Source organism: Tardiphaga sp. 285_C5_N1_2 (assembly GCF_052076065.1).
GTDB lineage: Bacteria > Pseudomonadota > Alphaproteobacteria > Rhizobiales > Xanthobacteraceae > Tardiphaga > Tardiphaga robiniae.
Genome location: NZ_CP197241.1, coordinates 1,405,205 through 1,421,513 on the forward strand (window position 1 = coordinate 1,405,205; position 16,309 = coordinate 1,421,513).

General features: G+C 60.7%; 16 protein-coding genes. 10 read left to right on the forward strand and 6 right to left on the reverse strand.

The features are described 5' to 3' along the window. Positions 1–8 precede the first annotated feature (8 nt). From urtD to AB7951_RS06595, 7 genes are all read left to right on the forward strand, one after another. The gene (gene urtD / locus AB7951_RS06565; protein ID WP_068735525.1) at positions 9–764 is read left to right on the forward strand and encodes an urea ABC transporter ATP-binding protein UrtD; all 756 of its coding nucleotides are present in this window, start codon (positions 9–11) and stop codon (positions 762–764) included. Positions 765–774: 10 nt separating this feature from the next. Further along, on the forward strand, positions 775–1,464 hold the full coding sequence (gene urtE, locus AB7951_RS06570; RefSeq protein WP_120291441.1) for an urea ABC transporter ATP-binding subunit UrtE: 690 nt from the start codon (positions 775–777) through the stop codon (positions 1,462–1,464). Positions 1,465–1,513: 49 nt separating this feature from the next. Next, a complete protein-coding gene (gene fmdA, locus AB7951_RS06575) occupies positions 1,514–2,743 on the forward strand; it encodes a formamidase (protein ID WP_089265231.1) in 1,230 nt (409 codons plus the stop codon). 189 nt (positions 2,744–2,932) lie between these two features. Next, on the forward strand, positions 2,933–3,274 hold the full coding sequence (locus AB7951_RS06580; RefSeq protein ID WP_120291885.1) for an FmdB family zinc ribbon protein: 342 nt from the start codon (positions 2,933–2,935) through the stop codon (positions 3,272–3,274). A gap of 68 nt (positions 3,275–3,342) precedes the next feature. Next, entirely contained in the window at positions 3,343–4,182 is an 840-nt protein-coding gene (locus AB7951_RS06585; RefSeq protein ID WP_120291439.1) for an aldo/keto reductase, read from the forward strand. A 187-nt stretch (positions 4,183–4,369) separates the two neighbouring features. Next, entirely contained in the window at positions 4,370–5,323 is a 954-nt protein-coding gene (locus AB7951_RS06590; RefSeq protein WP_439061823.1) for a DMT family transporter, read from the forward strand. Positions 5,324–5,571: 248 nt separating this feature from the next. Beyond that, positions 5,572–7,989 carry a bifunctional diguanylate cyclase/phosphodiesterase gene (locus AB7951_RS06595; protein WP_439061822.1) on the forward strand — a complete coding sequence of 806 codons (2,418 nt, stop codon included), beginning with the start codon at positions 5,572–5,574 and terminating at the stop codon, positions 7,987–7,989. Between the two features lie 10 nt (positions 7,990–7,999). Here the strand turns inward: AB7951_RS06595 and AB7951_RS06600 are convergent, their stop codons facing one another. Beyond that, positions 8,000–8,461 (reverse strand): Lrp/AsnC family transcriptional regulator, encoded by a 462-nt coding sequence (locus tag AB7951_RS06600; protein ID WP_175366591.1) that lies wholly within the window; start codon positions 8,459–8,461, stop codon positions 8,000–8,002. A 152-nt stretch (positions 8,462–8,613) separates the two neighbouring features. On the opposite strand from AB7951_RS06600, the gene AB7951_RS06605 reads away from it, so the two are divergent. Then, positions 8,614–10,998: a transketolase gene (locus AB7951_RS06605; RefSeq protein ID WP_439061821.1), complete on the forward strand. Its 2,385-nt coding sequence runs from the start codon at positions 8,614–8,616 to the stop codon at positions 10,996–10,998. 213 nt (positions 10,999–11,211) lie between these two features. Here the strand turns inward: AB7951_RS06605 and AB7951_RS06610 are convergent, their stop codons facing one another. After that, on the reverse strand, positions 11,212–11,448 hold the full coding sequence (locus AB7951_RS06610; protein WP_068735543.1) for an Lrp/AsnC ligand binding domain-containing protein: 237 nt from the start codon (positions 11,446–11,448) through the stop codon (positions 11,212–11,214). 153 nt (positions 11,449–11,601) lie between these two features. Here AB7951_RS06610 and thiD point away from each other — a divergent pair, with 153 nt between their 5' ends. Then, entirely contained in the window at positions 11,602–12,402 is an 801-nt protein-coding gene (gene thiD, locus AB7951_RS06615) for a bifunctional hydroxymethylpyrimidine kinase/phosphomethylpyrimidine kinase (protein WP_439061820.1), read from the forward strand. Positions 12,403–12,513: 111 nt separating this feature from the next. On the opposite strand, the gene AB7951_RS06620 is transcribed toward thiD, so the two are convergent. From AB7951_RS06620 to AB7951_RS06635, 4 genes are all read right to left on the reverse strand, one after another. Continuing rightward, positions 12,514–12,933 (reverse strand): DUF6647 family protein, encoded by a 420-nt coding sequence (locus tag AB7951_RS06620; RefSeq protein ID WP_439061819.1) that lies wholly within the window; start codon positions 12,931–12,933, stop codon positions 12,514–12,516. Between the two features lie 68 nt (positions 12,934–13,001). Further along, a complete protein-coding gene (locus AB7951_RS06625) occupies positions 13,002–13,181 on the reverse strand; it encodes a hypothetical protein (protein WP_175366484.1) in 180 nt (59 codons plus the stop codon). Positions 13,182–13,211: 30 nt separating this feature from the next. After that, positions 13,212–13,571: a hypothetical protein gene (locus tag AB7951_RS06630; RefSeq protein ID WP_439061818.1), complete on the reverse strand. Its 360-nt coding sequence runs from the start codon at positions 13,569–13,571 to the stop codon at positions 13,212–13,214. Between the two features lie 408 nt (positions 13,572–13,979). After that, positions 13,980–14,171, reverse strand: a complete 192-nt coding sequence (locus AB7951_RS06635; protein ID WP_120291429.1) for a hypothetical protein — start codon at positions 14,169–14,171, stop codon at positions 13,980–13,982. Between the two features lie 192 nt (positions 14,172–14,363). Between AB7951_RS06635 and AB7951_RS06640 the strand changes: the two genes are divergently transcribed. Beyond that, positions 14,364–16,307 carry a BTAD domain-containing putative transcriptional regulator gene (locus AB7951_RS06640; RefSeq protein ID WP_439061817.1) on the forward strand — a complete coding sequence of 648 codons (1,944 nt, stop codon included), beginning with the start codon at positions 14,364–14,366 and terminating at the stop codon, positions 16,305–16,307. The last annotated feature ends 2 nt before the right edge of the window (positions 16,308–16,309 follow it).

Genomic DNA, 16,309 nt, shown 5'->3' on the forward strand with positions numbered 1-16,309 from the left:
GGGACATCATGCTCATCGGACATCAGCCCAAGGAATTTTTGCTCGCGGTCGAAGGGCTCACCGTTTCCTTCGACGGCTTCAAGGCGGTCAACGATCTCTCCTTCTATGTGGAGGAGAACGAGATCCGCGTCATCATCGGCCCCAATGGCGCGGGCAAGACCACCGTCCTCGATCTGATCTGCGGCAAGACCAAAGCCACGTCGGGCTCGGTGCAGTTCCGTGGCACGGAGCTGACCAAGCTGAAGGAAAACCAGATCGTGCAGGCCGGCGTCGGCCGCAAATTCCAGACGCCGTCTGTTTATGACGACCTCACGGTGTTCGAAAATCTGGAGATCTCCTATCCGCGCGGTCGTTCCGTGTTCGGCTCGCTGATGTTCAAGCGTGACGCCGCGGTGCGCGAGCGCGTCGAGGAGGTCGCCGAGATGATCTTCCTGAAGGATCGTCTCAACATGTATGCCGATGTGCTCTCGCACGGCCAGAAGCAGTGGCTCGAGATCGGCATGCTGCTGATCCAGGATCCAGACCTGCTGATGCTCGACGAGCCCGTCGCCGGCATGAGCGTCAGCGAGCGCGTCAAGACGGCGGAGCTGCTCAATACGATCATCAAGAACCGCTCGGTGCTGGTGATCGAGCACGACATGAAATTCGTCGAGGACATCGCCCACAAGGTGACCGTGCTGCATCAGGGACAGATCCTGTCCGAAGGCACCATGGAGAAGGTTCAGAACGATCCCAAGGTCATCGAAGTCTATCTGGGTCATTGAGGAGATCATCATGCTCGCGATCAACGATCTCCACGTCGCTTACGGCCAGAGCGAAGTTCTGCATGGCCTCAATGTCTCGGTGCAGCCGAACGAGATCGTGGCCATCATGGGCCGTAACGGTATGGGCAAAACCACGCTCATGAAGTCGCTGATGGGCATCGTGCCGACCAAGTCGGGCTCGGTGACCATGGAAGGCAAGGAGCTCGGCGCGCTGAAGAGCTATGAGCGCGTGGCGCGCGGCCTCGCTTACGTGCCGCAGGGCCGGATGATCTTCTCCCACATGACGGTGAAGGAGAATATCGAGACCGGCCTTGTCGCCTCCGGCGAGAAGGAAGTGCCCGGCGATCTCTATGAGCTGTTCCCGGTGCTGCTGGAAATGAAGGGGCGCCGCGGCGGCAATCTCTCCGGGGGCCAACAGCAGCAGCTCGCCATCGCCCGCGCACTCGCCACCAAGCCGAAGGTGCTGCTGCTCGATGAGCCCACCGAAGGTATCCAGCCGTCGATCATCAAGGACATGGCGCGGACCCTGAAGCACATCCGCGACACCAAGGGTCTGTCGATCATCGTCTCCGAACAGGTGCTGAGCTTCGCGCTCGATGTCGCCGACCGTGTCCTCGTCATCGAGAATGGTGAGATCGTTCGCGACGAAGCGCTCGAAGGTATCGATGCCGCGCAGATCGCCAAATACCTGTCCGTCTGACCAGTCTTACGTTCAACCACCAAGACCAGTAACCGAAGGGGAGCATTGAATGCCAGATACACTGATCAAGGTCGACCTTACGCAGTCGGCCTACGACAACGACATGATTCACAACCGCTGGCATTCGGATATTCCCATGGTCGCATGGGTCAATCCCGGCGATGACTTCATCGTCGAGACCTATGACTGGACCGGCGGCTTCATCAAAAATAACGACAGCGCGGACGACGTACGCGATATCGATCTGTCGATCGTGCACTTCCTGTCCGGCCCGATCGGCGTCAAGGGTGCCGAGCCCGGTGATCTGCTCGTGGTCGACCTGCTCGATGTCGGCCCGATGAAGGAATCGCTGTGGGGCTTCAACGGTTTCTTCTCCAAGCAGAATGGCGGCGGCTTTCTCACCGATCACTTCCCGGAAGCGCAGAAGTCGATCTGGGACTTCAAGGGCATGTACACCTCGTCGCGTCACATCCCGGGCGTGAACTTCGCCGGCCTGATCCATCCCGGCCTGATCGGCTGTCTGCCAGATCCGAAACTGCTCGCCACCTGGAACGAGCGCGAGACTGCACTGATCGCGACGAACCCGACCCGCGTGCCCGGCCTTGCCAACCCGCCGTTCGGCCCGACTGCCCATATGGGTCGGCTGAAGGGTGAGGCGAAGGAGAAGGCTGCGGCCGAAGGCGCGCGCACCGTTCCGCCGCGCGAGCATGGCGGCAATTGCGACATCAAGGACCTGTCGCGCGGCTCGAAGGTCTATTTCCCGGTCTATGTCCCCGGTGGCGGTCTCTCGATGGGCGATCTGCACTTCTCGCAGGGCGACGGCGAAATCACCTTCTGCGGCGCCATCGAAATGGCGGGCTGGCTGCACATCAAGGTCGATGTCATCAAGGACGGCGTGTCGAAATACGGCATCAAGAACCCGGTGTTCAAGCCGTCGCCGATGACACCGAACTACAACGACTTCCTGATCTTCGAAGGCATCTCGGTCGACGAGCAGGGCAAGCAGCATTATCTCGATGTGCACATCGCCTATCGCCAGGCGTGTCTGAATGCGATCGAATATCTGAAGAAGTTCGGCTATTCGGGCGCCCAGGCCTATTCGATCCTCGGCACCGCGCCGGTGCAGGGCCACATCTCCGGCGTCGTCGACGTGCCCAATGCCTGCGCCACGCTATGGCTGCCGACGCAGATCTTCGACTTCGATATCAATCCGTCATCGGCGGGCCCGATCAAGCACATCAAGGGCGACATCCAGATGCCGCTCTCGCCGGACAAGTAACGCGGTCAACTCTGCTGCGGGGTTGGCGTCACGACCCCGCAGCCCCTTTTTCTTTCGCTCACTCTCCGCCGTCATTGCGAGGAGCGAAGCGACGAAGCAATCCAGTCTTCCCTCGCTTGCGGCTTTCTGGATTGCTTCGCTTCGCTCGCAATGACGGGGAGAGGGCATTGTCTCACAATGGATCATCCCATGCCGGTCTATGAATATCTCTGCGACGATTGCGGTCCGTTCACCGACATGCGGCCGATGGCCGAATGCGATGACCCGCAGAACTGTCCGCATTGCGCGACGCAGGCGCCGCGCGTGATCCTGACTGCGCCCGCCTTCTTCTGCATGCCCTCCGACAAGCGCAAAGCCCACGCCACCAACGAGCGCAGCCGCAATGCGCCGAAGACATCGGCGGAGTACAAGGCGTCGCATGGGGCCGGTTGCGGCTGCTGTTCCGGCAAGAAGCCGTCGCGGCTGGTGAAGCAGACTCGCTCGGGCGCCAAGAGCTTCCCGACGGCGCGGCCGTGGATGATCAGCCACTGACTCCTCTGAATTGATGCGCTAAAGTCCACTCCCGTGTGCCTCATTGCCGCGGGAGGCGGAGGCGCACCATGCGACACAATCCATTCGGCCAAACCACGCGCGACGTCTCAGTAATCGGGCAGGGCACCTGGTATATCGACCACAGTGACCGCGCTGCGGCGGTCAGGGCGCTGCAGGCCGGCCTCGATGCCGGCATGAGCCATATCGACACGGCCGAAATGTATGGCGATGCCGAGCTCGTGATTGCAGAGGCCATCGCCCGCCGTCGCGACGAGGTGTTCCTGGTCTCCAAGGTGCTACCGAGCAACGCGTCGCGGAAGGGCACCATCGCCGCCTGCGAGCGCTCGCTGAAGCGGCTGGGTACCGACCGGCTCGATTGCTACCTGCTGCACTGGCGCGGTCAGGTGCCGCTTGCCGAGACCGTTGCTGCCTTCGGAGAGTTGAAGGCCGCCGGCAAGATTGCCTCCTGGGGCGTCAGCAATTTCGATGTCGACGATCTCAACGAACTGTCGAAACTCGCAGGCAAGGGCGCCATCGCCTGCAATCAGGTGCTCTATCATTTGCAGGAGCGCGCCATCGAACACCGCGTAATCCCGTGGTGCGAGAGCCATGGCGTCGCTGTCGTGGCCTATTCGCCGTTCGGTCATAATGATTTCCCGTCGACGCGCTCGCCGGGCGGCAAAATCCTGCAGCAGATCGCCGATGCCCATCTGGCCACGCCGCGGCAGGTGGCGCTGGCTTTCCTGATCCGTCAGCCAACGGTCTTCGCAATTCCGAAGGCGTCTTCGGCCGCCCATGCGGCGGACAACGCGGGGGCGAGTGCATTGACGCTCAGCGCGGCCGAACTGGCTGATATTGGAAAGGCGTTCCCGCTCGGCCGTGAGCCTTCCAGTCTGCCGATGCTGTAGGGGATGCGGTAAAATCGATGCTGCGCTGCACGCTGGCCGCTGATGCGTCGGCCGGCATAGGCTTTTTTGCCGCGTGCATATCCGTGTCCTGATATCGGCAGTTGTCCCGGCCTCGTGATCGTCGTTTTGTGAACTTTATTCGATTCGGCTCGCATGCACCGACGAGCCCGCATATTGGTCCCCGCTCGTGACAAGCCATGTTCCGCCGCCGAAGACTGCTGCCCCTGTATCGGCGCATCGCCATACCGACCGGCCGCTGCACGGCATTCTGATGATCATTTGCTCAACGGCGTTTCTGGCGTCATCGGACGCGATGGCGAAATATCTGTCGCGCACGGGCATGCCATCGGTGGAGATCGCCTGGATCCGCTTTCTGGTGTTCGTCGTGATCCTGCTGCCGATCGTGTTGGCGCCGGCCTCGGGAAATCCGATGCGCTCGACGCGGCCGCTGCTGCAGGTATTTCGCGGGCTGGGCCTGTTATGTTCGTCGATCTTCTTCATCATGGCGCTCGGTTATCTGCCGATCGCGGAAGCGACTGCGACTGGCTTCATCTCGCCGCTATTCGTCACCGGGCTATCGGTTCTCTTCCTCGGCGAAAAGGTCGGTCTGCGCCGCTGGACCGCCACCATCGCCGGGCTTCTGGGCGTATTGATCATCGTGCGGCCGGGTACCGCGGCGTTTCAGCCCGGTACGATCTTTCCGATCATTTCGGCGCTGGGCTGGGCGACCGCATTGGTGCTGACGCGCAAAATCAGCGGGGCCGACCGCGCCATCACCACGATGGCGTTCTCGGCGATCACCGGCTTTCTCGTGCTCAGTGTCATCGTGCCGTTCTACTGGATCGTGCCGAGCTGGACGCAGATCGCGCTCGGTGTTGGTATTGGCGTTGCCGCTACTGTCGGCCACTGGATTGTCGTGTTGGCCTTCCGCTATGCGGATGCATCGGTACTGGCACCGTTCTCCTATGTGCAGCTGGTGTGGGTGACGCTGATCGGCTTCTTCCTGTTTGGCGAAGTGCCCGATGCTGTTACTTTCGCCGGTGCTGCAATCATCATCGCCAGCGGTGTCTACACCGCACATCGCGAACGCGTGCGCCGCGCGCAGGTCACCGCACCGGCGGAACCTTATCCGAGCGCCTAATGATGAGCTGTTGATAGAGACAGGTCGTCCCCATTGCTCGATTTTCCCCTGAGCCATGGCGCTTGCGGTGGGTACATCCGAATGTGTTGCATATTTTTCCGCAAACATGGACGATGATACCCGGCATATTTCGGGCTTTATCGCGGCTTAAGAATAACAGCTCTTCTGTGCAATTTTTCCGTGAGTTTTAAACATTCCGAACGTTGCACGCGCTATGCTTCGATATCTCGTCATATGTTGGTATCTTTATGCTACGAGTCTGGAATTGCATCGAGTTGCAGCATGACTGGCGGCAGATCCTGCTGGCGGCAGCGGTGTGTTTTCTCTCCAGCCTTGCTGCCGTCAACCTGTTCACGCGTGCGCGCACCGCATTGCCCGACACGCGCCTTGCGTGGTTGATTACCGCAGGCGCGGTCACCGGCTTCGGCACGTGGGCGACGCATTTCATCGCGATGCTCGCATACACGCCTGGTTTCGAACTCCACTACGACCTCCTCATCACCGCCTGTTCGCTCGTCGCCTCTGCAGTGATGACCACGGCCGGATTCGCCATCGCGCTGTTTAATCGAACCAAACGGAACGCGCTGGCCGGCGGCGCGGTGATCGGCCTCGGCATCGCCTGCATGCACTATATGGGCATGGCGTCGCTGCGTATCCCCGCCATCATCCAGTGGATGCCGGACCTCGTGACGGTGTCGGTCGTCGGCGGCATGGTGATTGCCGCGTTGGCGATCCTCGTCGCCCAGACCGCCGACCGGCCCGGCAAGCTGCTCGTTGCCGCACTGCTTCTGACGCTCGCGATCTGCGTACATCACTTCGTTGCCATGGGCGCGATAGATCTGACCTACAATGCCGCAGCTGCTGAGAACCAAAGTCTGCTGTCGCCGATCGAACTGTCGCTGGCTATTGCGGCCTTTACCGCCGCCGTGGTGATCGCGGGCCTCGTCGTTGCCGTAACAGATCAGCGCACCCGCCGCAGCATGAGCAAGCGCAATCTCCAGCTCGATGCGGCGCTCAACAATATGGAGCAGGGCCTATGCATGTATAGCGCCGATGGCCTGCTCGAATTGTGGAACGAAAGCTACATGCGCATGTACAATATCCCGCCGGCGAAAATGTTCGCTGGCACGACTGAGGATCAGGTGCTGGCAATTCGCGCGGCAGCTGGCACGCTGTTCGTCGATATGGATAGTTATGAGATGAAGATGCGGACGGCGCTCGCGGATCGCGTGCCGAGCAGCCAGACCGCCGAGCTGCCGGACGGGCGCGCCATCAACGTGCGCTACCGGCCGATGAAGAATGGCGGCTGGGTCGCGACCCACGCCGACATCACCGACCGCAAACTCAGCGAAGCGCGGATCGTGCATCTCGCGCGGCACGATCCGATCACCGATCTGCCCAATCGTGTTGCCTTCAACGAACATTTGGCCCGCGTCTTCAAAGAGGCCTCGGCGGGACACGGCTCGTTTGCGATCGCGCGGATCGATATCGACCGCTTCAGAGAGACAAATGATGTATACGGCCAGGCCACCGGAGACGCCGTACTGGCCGAACTGGCGAAGCGGCTGGCGCAAGCCTGCAACGGCGCATTTCTGGCACGGCCGAGTGGCGATATCTTCTCGATCGTGTCTCATCTCGGCGCGGAGCCGCAAACAGCGGAAGATCTCTGTGCGCGGTTGTCGAGCATTCTCGATAATACGTTTCAGATCGACGGCCAGCACGTCAATGTTCGCTGCAGTATAGGCATCTCCGTCTATCCGCAGGACGGCCAGGATATCGAAGCTCTCATTGCGCATGCGGATCTGGCGCTCGACCGCGCCAAGGCCGAGGAACGCGGCACCATCCGCTTCTTCGAGGCTGCGATGGATCAGCACATCCGCGAGAAGCGACTGCTGCAACGTGATCTCGTGGTGGCGGTCGAGAACAAGCAATTCCAACTCTATTTTCAGCCGCAGGCGACCACCGAGGGCGCTGTCGTCGCCTTCGAAGTACTGCTGCGCTGGCGGCATCCCGAGCGCGGCATCATCTCGCCGACGGTGTTCATTCCGCTGGCGGAGGAGAGCGGTCTGATAGGCGCCATCGACGAGTGGGTGGCGCGCGAGGCCTGTCGCGAGGCGGCGACCTGGGTCAATCCGCTGTCGATCGCCATCAACCTGTCGCCAGTCAACTTTCAGCGTGGCGATGTACCCGGGATGCTCGCCGCCGTTCTGGCGGAAACCGGTCTCTGCCCAAAGCGTGTCGAGATCGAGATCACCGAAGGCGTGCTGATTGACGATTTTGCTGGTGCCATCGCAATCCTGCACGCCGTCAAGGAACTGGGCGTTCGCGTCGCTATGGACGATTTCGGCACGGGTTATTCGAGCCTGAGCTATCTGCAGGCTTTCCCCTTCGACAAGATCAAGATCGACCAGACCTTCGTGGCCAATCTCGAGGACAATCCGCAGTCCGCGGCTATTGTTCACGCTATCATCGGGCTCGGCCGCTCGTTGAAGCTCCCGGTGATCGCCGAGGGCGTCGAGACCGTCGCCCAAATGTCGTTTCTTGCGAGCGAAGGCTGTGCGGAAATCCAGGGTTTCCTGATCGGCCGCCCGCAGCCGATTGCGCATTATCAAAGCGTCGTCAGCGCCCCGGGTGGTGCCGCCGCCGCGGTGAAGCGAGCCAGCTAGCTCTGGGCCCTCACACCGGCAGTGCGATCGAATACTTCACCTGGCTGAGGGCGAAGCTGGATTCGATCGAGGCGATGCCGTCGAGCCGGGTCAGCTTGTTCTTCAGGAATGCCTCGTAGGACGACAGATCCGCCGCGACGACGCGTAAGAGATAGTCGCGGTTGCCGGTCATCAGATAGCATTCCAGTACTTCCTCCCATTTCGAGATCGCTTTCGCGAAACGGTTGAGATCTTCCTCCTTCTGCCTGACAAGCTTGATGGAGATGAAGACGCTGACTGGCAGCCCGATCGATTTTTGATCGACCAGCGCCATGTAGCGGGTGATGACGCCGCGCTCTTCCAGCAATTTCACCCTGCGATGGCACGGCGAGATCGAGAGCCCGACCTTCTCGGCGAGCTCCTGCATGGTGATGCGGCTGTCGATCTGCAGCGCGGCGAGAATCTTGCGGTCGATTGCGTCGAGGGCTGACATTGGGAAAATTCCATGAAATTGGAGCCAGAACAATTCGTCTATCCCAATATGGCCGTGGTTGTCGCGATGAATTGAGAAAATCCCTTTGAGGCGCCTGCTAGAATGGCGACCTCATCACGAACCAGCGCAGCTGGCCGACGCGGGAGCCCACCATGCCGATCGATCATCATCGCCTGCAGACCCTGACCGCATTGGCGCGCAAGGTGCTCTGGCTCTCGTCATGGACCATCCATAACGCCAACCACATCCGCCCCAATACCGACGGCCTCAAAGTCGGCGGCCATCAGGCCTCGTCGGCGTCGCTGGCGACGATCATGTCGGCGCTGTATTTCGCCGTGCTGAAGCCGGAAGACCGCGTTGCGGTGAAGCCGCATGCGAGCCCGGTGTTCCACGCCATTCAGTATCTGTTCGGCAACCAGACACGCGAGAAGCTCGAGAACTTTCGCGGCTTCAAGGGCGCGCAGAGTTATCCGTCGCGCACCAAGGACATCGACGATGTCGATTTCTCCACCGGCTCGGTCGGCCTCGGTGTCGCGCAGACGCTGTTCTCATCGCTGGTGCAGGACTACGTCTCGGCTCACGGCTGGATGAAGGACCGCCGCGAGGGCCGCATGATCGCGCTGGTCGGCGATGCCGAGATGGACGAGGGCAATATCTTCGAAGCTTTGCTTGAAGGCTGGAAGCACGGGCTGCGCAACACCTGGTGGATCGTCGACTACAACCGCCAGAGCCTCGACGCCGTAGTGCGCGAGGGTCTGTGGGAGAAGTTCGAATCCATGTTCCGCAATTTTGGCTGGGACGTGGTGATCGTGAAGTATGGCCGGCTAATGCAGACGGCTTTTGCCGAGCCCGGCGGCGCCGCGCTGAAGACCTGGATCGACAACTGTCCGAACCAGATCTATTCGGCTTTGTGTTTCCAGGGCGGCGCAGCGTTCCGCAAGCGACTCAATGATGAGATCGGCGATCAGGGGCCGGTGTCGCGCCTGATCGAGGCGCGCAGCGACGAGGAGCTGCTGGCACTGATGTCCAATTTGGGCGGCCACGACATGGCCAGCATGGTCGAGGCTTTCGAAGCCATCGATCACGATCGTCCGGTGTGTTTCATCGCCTATACGATCAAGGGCGTCGGCCTGCCGTTCCAGGGCCACAAGGACAACCATGCCGGCCTGATGACGCCGACCCAGATGGAGACCTGGCGCGCGGCGCAGAACATCCGGCCCGGCCATGAATGGGACAAGTATGAAGGCCTGACGCAGGACGCTTTGATGCTCGATACGTTCCTCACGGACGTGCCCTTCGTGCAGCAGGGCACGCGGCGCCTGAGCGCTCCGGTGATCGACGTTCCCGCGCATCTGTCGTTCAAGTCGTCGCCGGAAATGTCGACGCAGCAGGGTTTCGGCCTCGTGCTGCATGAGCTGGCACGCGGCGATACCGAACTGGCGTCGCGCATTGTCACCGCGTCGCCCGATGTCACCGTGTCGACGAACCTCGGAGCCTGGGTCAATCGCCGTGGGCTGTTCGCACGCGCCGAGAAGGCCGATCACTTCCGCAGCGAGAAGATTCCCTCGACCTTCAATTGGGATTTCTCGCCGAAGGGCCAGCATCTCGAACTCGGCATTGCCGAGGCGAACCTGTTCATCCTGATGTCGGCCTTGGGCCTGTCGAGCAGCATCAACGGCGTCCGCCTGCTGCCGGTTGCGACGCTGTACGATCCCTTCATCGAGCGTGGTCTCGATCAGCTTAATTATGCCTGCTATCAGGATGCGCGCTTCATGGTGGCGGCGACGCCGTCGGGCATTACGCTGGCGCCAGAAGGCGGTGCTCATCAGTCGATCGCAACGCCGCTAATTGGCATGGCGCAGGACGGTCTTGCATCGTTCGAGCCGGCTTTCGTCGATGAGCTCGCCGCCATCATGCGCTGGGGCTTCCAGCACATGCAGCGCGACGTGGGCACCGATGAGGCCGGCCAGCGCGCCGGCGGCTCGGTCTATCTGCGGCTGTCCACGCGCACCATCGAGCAGCCGCAGCGCATGATGACGCCGGAGCTGCAGCAGGGCATCACCGATGGCGCCTATTGGCTGCGCAAGCCCGGCGCCAATTGCGATCTGGTAATCGCCTATACCGGCACGCTGGCGCCGGAGGCGATCGAGGCAACGGGATTGCTCGGCGACAGCCATCGCGACATCGGCCTGCTGGCGATCACGTCAGCCGATCGTCTCCATGCCGGCTGGACATCGGCGCGAAAGATCCGCCGGGACAGGCGCAACCCGCAGCATCTGAGCCACATCGAGAAGCTCCTGCAGCCGCTGCCGCGCGACTGCGGCATCGTCACCGTGCTCGACGGCCATCCGGCGACTTTGGGCTGGGTCGGCAGTGTGTGCGGTCATCGTATGGAAGCGCTGGGCGTCGAACAGTTCGGCCAGACCGGCACCATCGGCGATCTCTATCGCCATCACGGCATCGACGCGAATGCGATCGTCGATGCGGCGGAGGAGCTGAGCGGCGTGCCCGTGCTGCATCGGAAGATGGCGGTGTAGGTCTCTTAACCTCTCCCCGCTTGCGGGGAGAGGTCGCCGCGTCTTCGCGGCGGGTGAGGGGCATGGCACGACGTCGCCATATACTCGCAATTCGCGGATCGGAATCTGTGCGACATGCCCAGGGTGAATTGGAACGGCTATTGTGCCTCGCCCCTCATCCCACCCTTCTCCCCGCGCAGAGCGGGGAGAAGGAGCGCACGGCCGGTGCGTTTCTCAAAACGCCTTGAACGTAATGATCGTATGCGTGTCCTGGATGCCCGGGATGGTCTGAACCTTCTCGTTCACGAAATGGCCGATGTCGGTGGCGTTATCGACGTAGAACTTCACCAGCAGGTCGTAATGCCCAGCGGTGGAATAGATCTCCGAGGCGATTTCGGCTTCGGCCAGCGCGTTGGCGACGGCGTAGGACTGGCCAAGCTTGCACTTGAACTGGACAAAGAAGGGGACCATCGGGATTCTCCGGAAACGGGCGATTTTAGAGATCATCAAGCCCAAAACAGGGGGCGGCGCAAGCCGCCAGCATGTCGCCACCTTGTCGGTCCGGCAATAGAGGGCTAGGACTGAGGTGCCCGCTTATCCCTTGATCTCGTGCGAGTTTTTCCGATGTCCACACCCGTTGCGCTGACCATTGCCGGTTCGGATTCCTCGGGTGGCGCCGGCATCCAGGCCGACCTCAAGACCTTCGCGGCGCAGGGCGTCTACGGCGCTTCGGTGATCGCAGCGCTGACCGCGCAGAACACCAAGGGCGTCACCGGCATCCATCAGGTGCCTGCGGAGTTCGTGAGCGAGCAGATCAATGCCGTGTTCGTCGATCTCGCAGTCGGCGCGGTGAAGATCGGCATGGTCGCGCAGCGCGATGTGATCGAGGCCATCGCCGCGGGCCTTGCGACATGGCAGCCGAAACATGTGGTGCTCGATCCCGTGATGGTGGCCACGTCAGGCGATCGCCTGCTGGCGCCGGAGGCCATCGAAGCGCTGCGCAGCGCGTTGATCCCGTTGGCCCAGATCATCACGCCAAATCTGCCGGAGGCAGCCGCGCTGCTGGATGAACCAATGGCGGAGGGCGATGCGGCCATCGAGGCGCAGGGCAGGCGTCTGCTCAAGCTCGGCTGCAAGGCTGTGCTGATCAAGGGCGGTCACGGCCATGGCCCGGAGAGCACCGACTATTTTATCACCGCCGACCGCGCCATCGCATTGCCGGCGCTGCGCGTGGCGACAAAGAACACCCATGGTACCGGCTGCACGCTGTCATCGGCTATCGCCGCCGGTCTCGCCAAAGGCGAGACGCTGGAAGCCGCGGTGCGTTCGGCGAAGGCTTATGTCACAGCGGCTATCGGCGTTGCCGATCGGTTTACAGTCGGACACGGTCATGGGCCGGTGCACCATTTCCACGCATTCTATTAGGCGTGTCATGTCGGCTCAAACCAACCTCGGCGCACCCAACCGCCTGAGTATCGGTCCGCGCACGAGCCTGTTGCATCTCATGGCATATGACGAAGGAGGGTCGTGTGCCGCTCACGAACCGTCGCGACAGACGCTCACCATGTAGATTGTAAGTTCATTCGTGCCGATGAGGCTGTAGGGATCCTCGACCCCCTGTTCGCGTAGCCATGTCATCTGAAGATCATAGGCTTGGCGTTCGTGGGCTGCCACACACGGAGCCTCGACGTTGTTGGCCCGTTGCACGTGATGCACGAGCTCGTGTAGCAACGCGCTCTTCTGTCGTAAATTGACCGGTTGCCATTCGTGGGGCAGGTAGATCGCGCCTTCTTCGCGACTGTAGAGTGCTTGAAATTCGAGCCCGCCATTTTCCGGCGCACCACTTAGTACAGCCATTTTTGCTGACGTTACGAAATGGATTGGCGGGTGAGCCGGAGGGACGAAGCCGGTTTGGGCGATGATCCATGCGATATAAGTGGCGATCAGAGCGTTCACGTAGCGACCTCATGCGGATATGGCCTGCGGAGAATTGGACGCTTCAGTTTGCGCAACCGTGGCGCGGATCAGAAAAGGCCCGAGCTCAAATCCAGGCCGTAAGTGAGCGAGAGTACGAACACCAGAATTCCGGCTCCGCAGAAAAACAGAAAATGCTTGAGCACATCGGCTCCGGTGATCGAACGAATCGCGCGGGACATCGCGCTCGCGATTGCAGTCATGTCAGCCTCACGATTGTTGCCGTCCATTGATGATTGATGCTTCTTCTCCTGCCGCAGTCAGTCGCCCCAAGCCGCTATATTCACAGGGCGACTGTGCTCGGGCGCCGCCCGTGCCAGGAGGACGCCGCCAATCACGTGCACAACGCCGAAGCCGATAAGGATCAGGATGATCAGGTGCGTCTCGCTCAGTCGTCTCACGTTTCTTTTCCTTTCACTGTTCTGTATCTGACGACCGCGCATTTTCGCGTCTGGCGCTGGAATGGGCTTGCCAAGATTGGCTTCGACGCTGTCGGAGATGAGATGCTGGTAGCGATGAATGACGTTGATTGCCTGTCCGCGACGTGATTCATGAAGTGCGCCGACAATCATCGAAGCCCCCACAGGTGCTAGAGACGGCGCCGGAAAGTCGGTCTTCATCGCTCTTTTCCTGATACTTCACGGGATGATGCAGGTGAGCTTGCTGACCGCTCGGCCCGCCTGACACCCTTGAAATTTGCACTGAAACTTCGCTGTGCTTGCTGGCATTGGCAGCGATGCTACCGCGGCGTTGGCTTTGTTCGCCTACGGTAGCGGCAAGCTCGACATGTGGTATGTGACGAAATCATCGGAAGCGAGGTCAGGCTGATCGGCTTGGGGCCTTTGGCTCGTTGCAGCCAAAGCAATCAACAAAATCGAGCCATAGAACGCGATCACTCCAGTTCTCCATCTCGCGACGACTCGTCGTTCGTCTTCAGTTGAGAGAAAGGCATACGATCGCGCTCGTAGTTGCGCGGTATTGGTCAATGCGACCTCCTGCTTGATGGCTACTTCGAAATCGAACTGAGATCAGTCGCCTCCGAAAAGGAGGGGTGAGACGGGAGGCGTGGCGTGCGAAGCCGCCCTGGCTTTCGGAGCAGCCAGGGAAGTCAGCGCCACATCAACTCCGGCGAGGATCACGGTCAGGGTAGCGACGACTGCAATGATGTGACGCGTGCGCATGACGGCTTCCGGGTGAAGTTGCTCTGCGCCGAATGCCATTCGCATCTCGTCGCATTTTGACTTGAACCCGCCGCCGTCTCACCGGCGTTAGTCAGCCGTCATCGCTGCGTTAATACTGCTCGCAAAGTTGCCAATCTGAGTTAAATGTATATTCAGAGGACGCATTTGTTCAAAACTTGGAAGTAGCCGACAGTGTGCCCAAAATTTAATCTTTCGCTTTTGGGACGCGTCGTGCTCACCGGGCCGAACGGCGTGGTCGGCTTGCCAAACAAGAAGCTCTCGGGATTGCTTGCTTATCTGGCTTGCACGGCACCGGAGCCTCAGCCGCGCGAAAAACTGTCGACCCTGTTCTGGGGGTCTTATTTCGACGCGCAAGCAAGGCAGAACCTCCGTCAGTCACTGTTCAAGCTACGTCAAATTCTGGGTCGGGATGCTCTCAAGACCGATGGCGAGTTCGTATCGCTGAATAAGACGGTGATCCTGTGCGATATCAGCCGGTTCGAGGCCCTGGTGCGGGAGGGCGGCCGTGATGCGCTGGGTGAGGCAGCGGATCTCTATCGAGGGCGCTTCGTCGATGACATCGGTGTTAGCGAAGAAGGCTGGAGCGATTGGCTGGCTGGGGAACGCCAGCGATTTCAGGAGCTGGCTCTGACTGCGATGGTCGGGCTCGGCGAAAAAGAACTGGTCGCCGGTCGCGCCGATCACGCATTGAAGGCCGGGCACCGTGCCAGCGCGCTGAACAACATGCGTGAGGATGCGCACCGGCTGATCATGCAAGCTCTGTCTGCAACTGGGCGTAAAGCTGAAGCGCTCAAATACTATCAAGAGGTCGTTGGGCTTCTGAAGCGAGAGCTCAATACAGAGCCGGACGAGGCAACCAGAGCGCTCGTTGCCGAACTACGCAGAGCCCAGACACTGATCGAATCGGTGGCTGTCAGCGAGATCGAGATATCGACTCCACTTACGCCTGCTCTGATGATGGTCATGGATCAACCATCCATTGTGGTTCTGCCGTTTCGGAACATGAGCGACGACCCGGAGCAGGAATACTTCGCTGACGGTGTCACCGAGGACATCATCACCGCTTTGTCGCGCTTTCGCGAATTCGTGGTCATCGCACGCGGATCGAGCTTCGCCTTCAAGGATAGAAGGCTGACCAGCCGGCAAATCGCGCAACAACTCGGTGTTCAATACGTCCTGAGCGGCAACATCCGCAAAGCGGGCAACCGCATTCGTGTATCGGCCGAACTGACCCATGCCCGCGATGAGGTTCAGGTCTGGTCTGATCGCTACGATCGCGCCATCGTCGATGTTTTCGATCTGCAGGATGACATCAGCGCGAGCGTCGCTGCAGTGATTGATCCGGCCGTGCGGAGCGCCGAGGTCGAGCGCGCAAGGCGCAAGCCGCTCTCTGATCTTTCGGCTTACGACATCTACCTGCGAGCGCTTCCCCATCTATGGAACGGAACCCGTGACGGGATCACGAGGGCGATCGTATTGTTGCGACAGTCTCTCAACCGCGATCAGCTGCGCCCAGCCACGCTGGCGTCCCTTGCTTGGGCACTTGTCATGGCGTCGCCTCTGGGGGCCGCAGCGTTGCCGGAAACGTTGGTCGAAGCCCTCGTCTTGGCGCGCCGCGCCGTCGAGCAAGATGGCGCAGATGCTTTCGCCCATGCGGTCTATGGCTTCACATTGTTTGGTCCGGTCGGCAACAACGATCAGGGGCGCATCCACTGCAAGGAAGCTGTGCGCCTCAATCCAAGCTCCGCCTTTGCCTGGGGCATTCTTGGAATGATCGACAGCATGGGTGGCGACTATGAGCATGCTGTCACATGCCTTCACCGGTCGATCGCCCTCAGCCCCTACGACAATATGCTCCATTTTTGGATGACGGGCCTGGCTGCATCATGCTTTGCGCTCGGACGCCCTGAGGATGGTGTCTTGTGGGCGCGCAACTCGATCCAGCAAAATCCGGCCAACGGTACGGGCCATCGCATGCTGGTAGCCAATCTTGTAGCCGCCAGGCGATTGGAAGAGGCCCGCGACGTGACGCGCCAGCGCGATGCCGTGCAAAAGACAACTATCGCAGAGCTTCGTGCCATGCGCTTTTTCAAGCAGGACGACGATCTTGAACGTTACCTATCGGCTCAGCGCGAAGCCGGCGTTACGGCTTGAAC

What these genes read in the sequence shown, in the direction of transcription:
- urtD (WP_068735525.1), top strand. Translation starts at nt 9, where the DNA reads ATGCTCATCGGACATCAGCCCAAGGAATTTTTGCTCGCGGTCGAAGGG.
- urtE (WP_120291441.1), top strand. Translation starts at nt 775, where the DNA reads ATGCTCGCGATCAACGATCTCCACGTCGCTTACGGCCAGAGCGAAGTT.
- fmdA (WP_089265231.1), top strand. Translation starts at nt 1,514, where the DNA reads ATGCCAGATACACTGATCAAGGTCGACCTTACGCAGTCGGCCTACGAC.
- AB7951_RS06580 (WP_120291885.1), top strand. Translation starts at nt 2,933, where the DNA reads ATGCCGGTCTATGAATATCTCTGCGACGATTGCGGTCCGTTCACCGAC.
- AB7951_RS06585 (WP_120291439.1), top strand. Translation starts at nt 3,343, where the DNA reads ATGCGACACAATCCATTCGGCCAAACCACGCGCGACGTCTCAGTAATC.
- AB7951_RS06595 (WP_439061822.1), top strand. Translation starts at nt 5,572, where the DNA reads ATGCTACGAGTCTGGAATTGCATCGAGTTGCAGCATGACTGGCGGCAG.
- AB7951_RS06600 (WP_175366591.1), bottom strand. Translation starts at nt 8,461, where the DNA reads ATGTCAGCCCTCGACGCAATCGACCGCAAGATTCTCGCCGCGCTGCAG.
- AB7951_RS06605 (WP_439061821.1), top strand. Translation starts at nt 8,614, where the DNA reads ATGCCGATCGATCATCATCGCCTGCAGACCCTGACCGCATTGGCGCGC.
- AB7951_RS06610 (WP_068735543.1), bottom strand. Translation starts at nt 11,448, where the DNA reads ATGGTCCCCTTCTTTGTCCAGTTCAAGTGCAAGCTTGGCCAGTCCTAC.
- thiD (WP_439061820.1), top strand. Translation starts at nt 11,602, where the DNA reads ATGTCCACACCCGTTGCGCTGACCATTGCCGGTTCGGATTCCTCGGGT.
- AB7951_RS06625 (WP_175366484.1), bottom strand. Translation starts at nt 13,181, where the DNA reads ATGGACGGCAACAATCGTGAGGCTGACATGACTGCAATCGCGAGCGCG.
- AB7951_RS06630 (WP_439061818.1), bottom strand. Translation starts at nt 13,571, where the DNA reads ATGAAGACCGACTTTCCGGCGCCGTCTCTAGCACCTGTGGGGGCTTCG.
- AB7951_RS06635 (WP_120291429.1), bottom strand. Translation starts at nt 14,171, where the DNA reads ATGGCATTCGGCGCAGAGCAACTTCACCCGGAAGCCGTCATGCGCACG.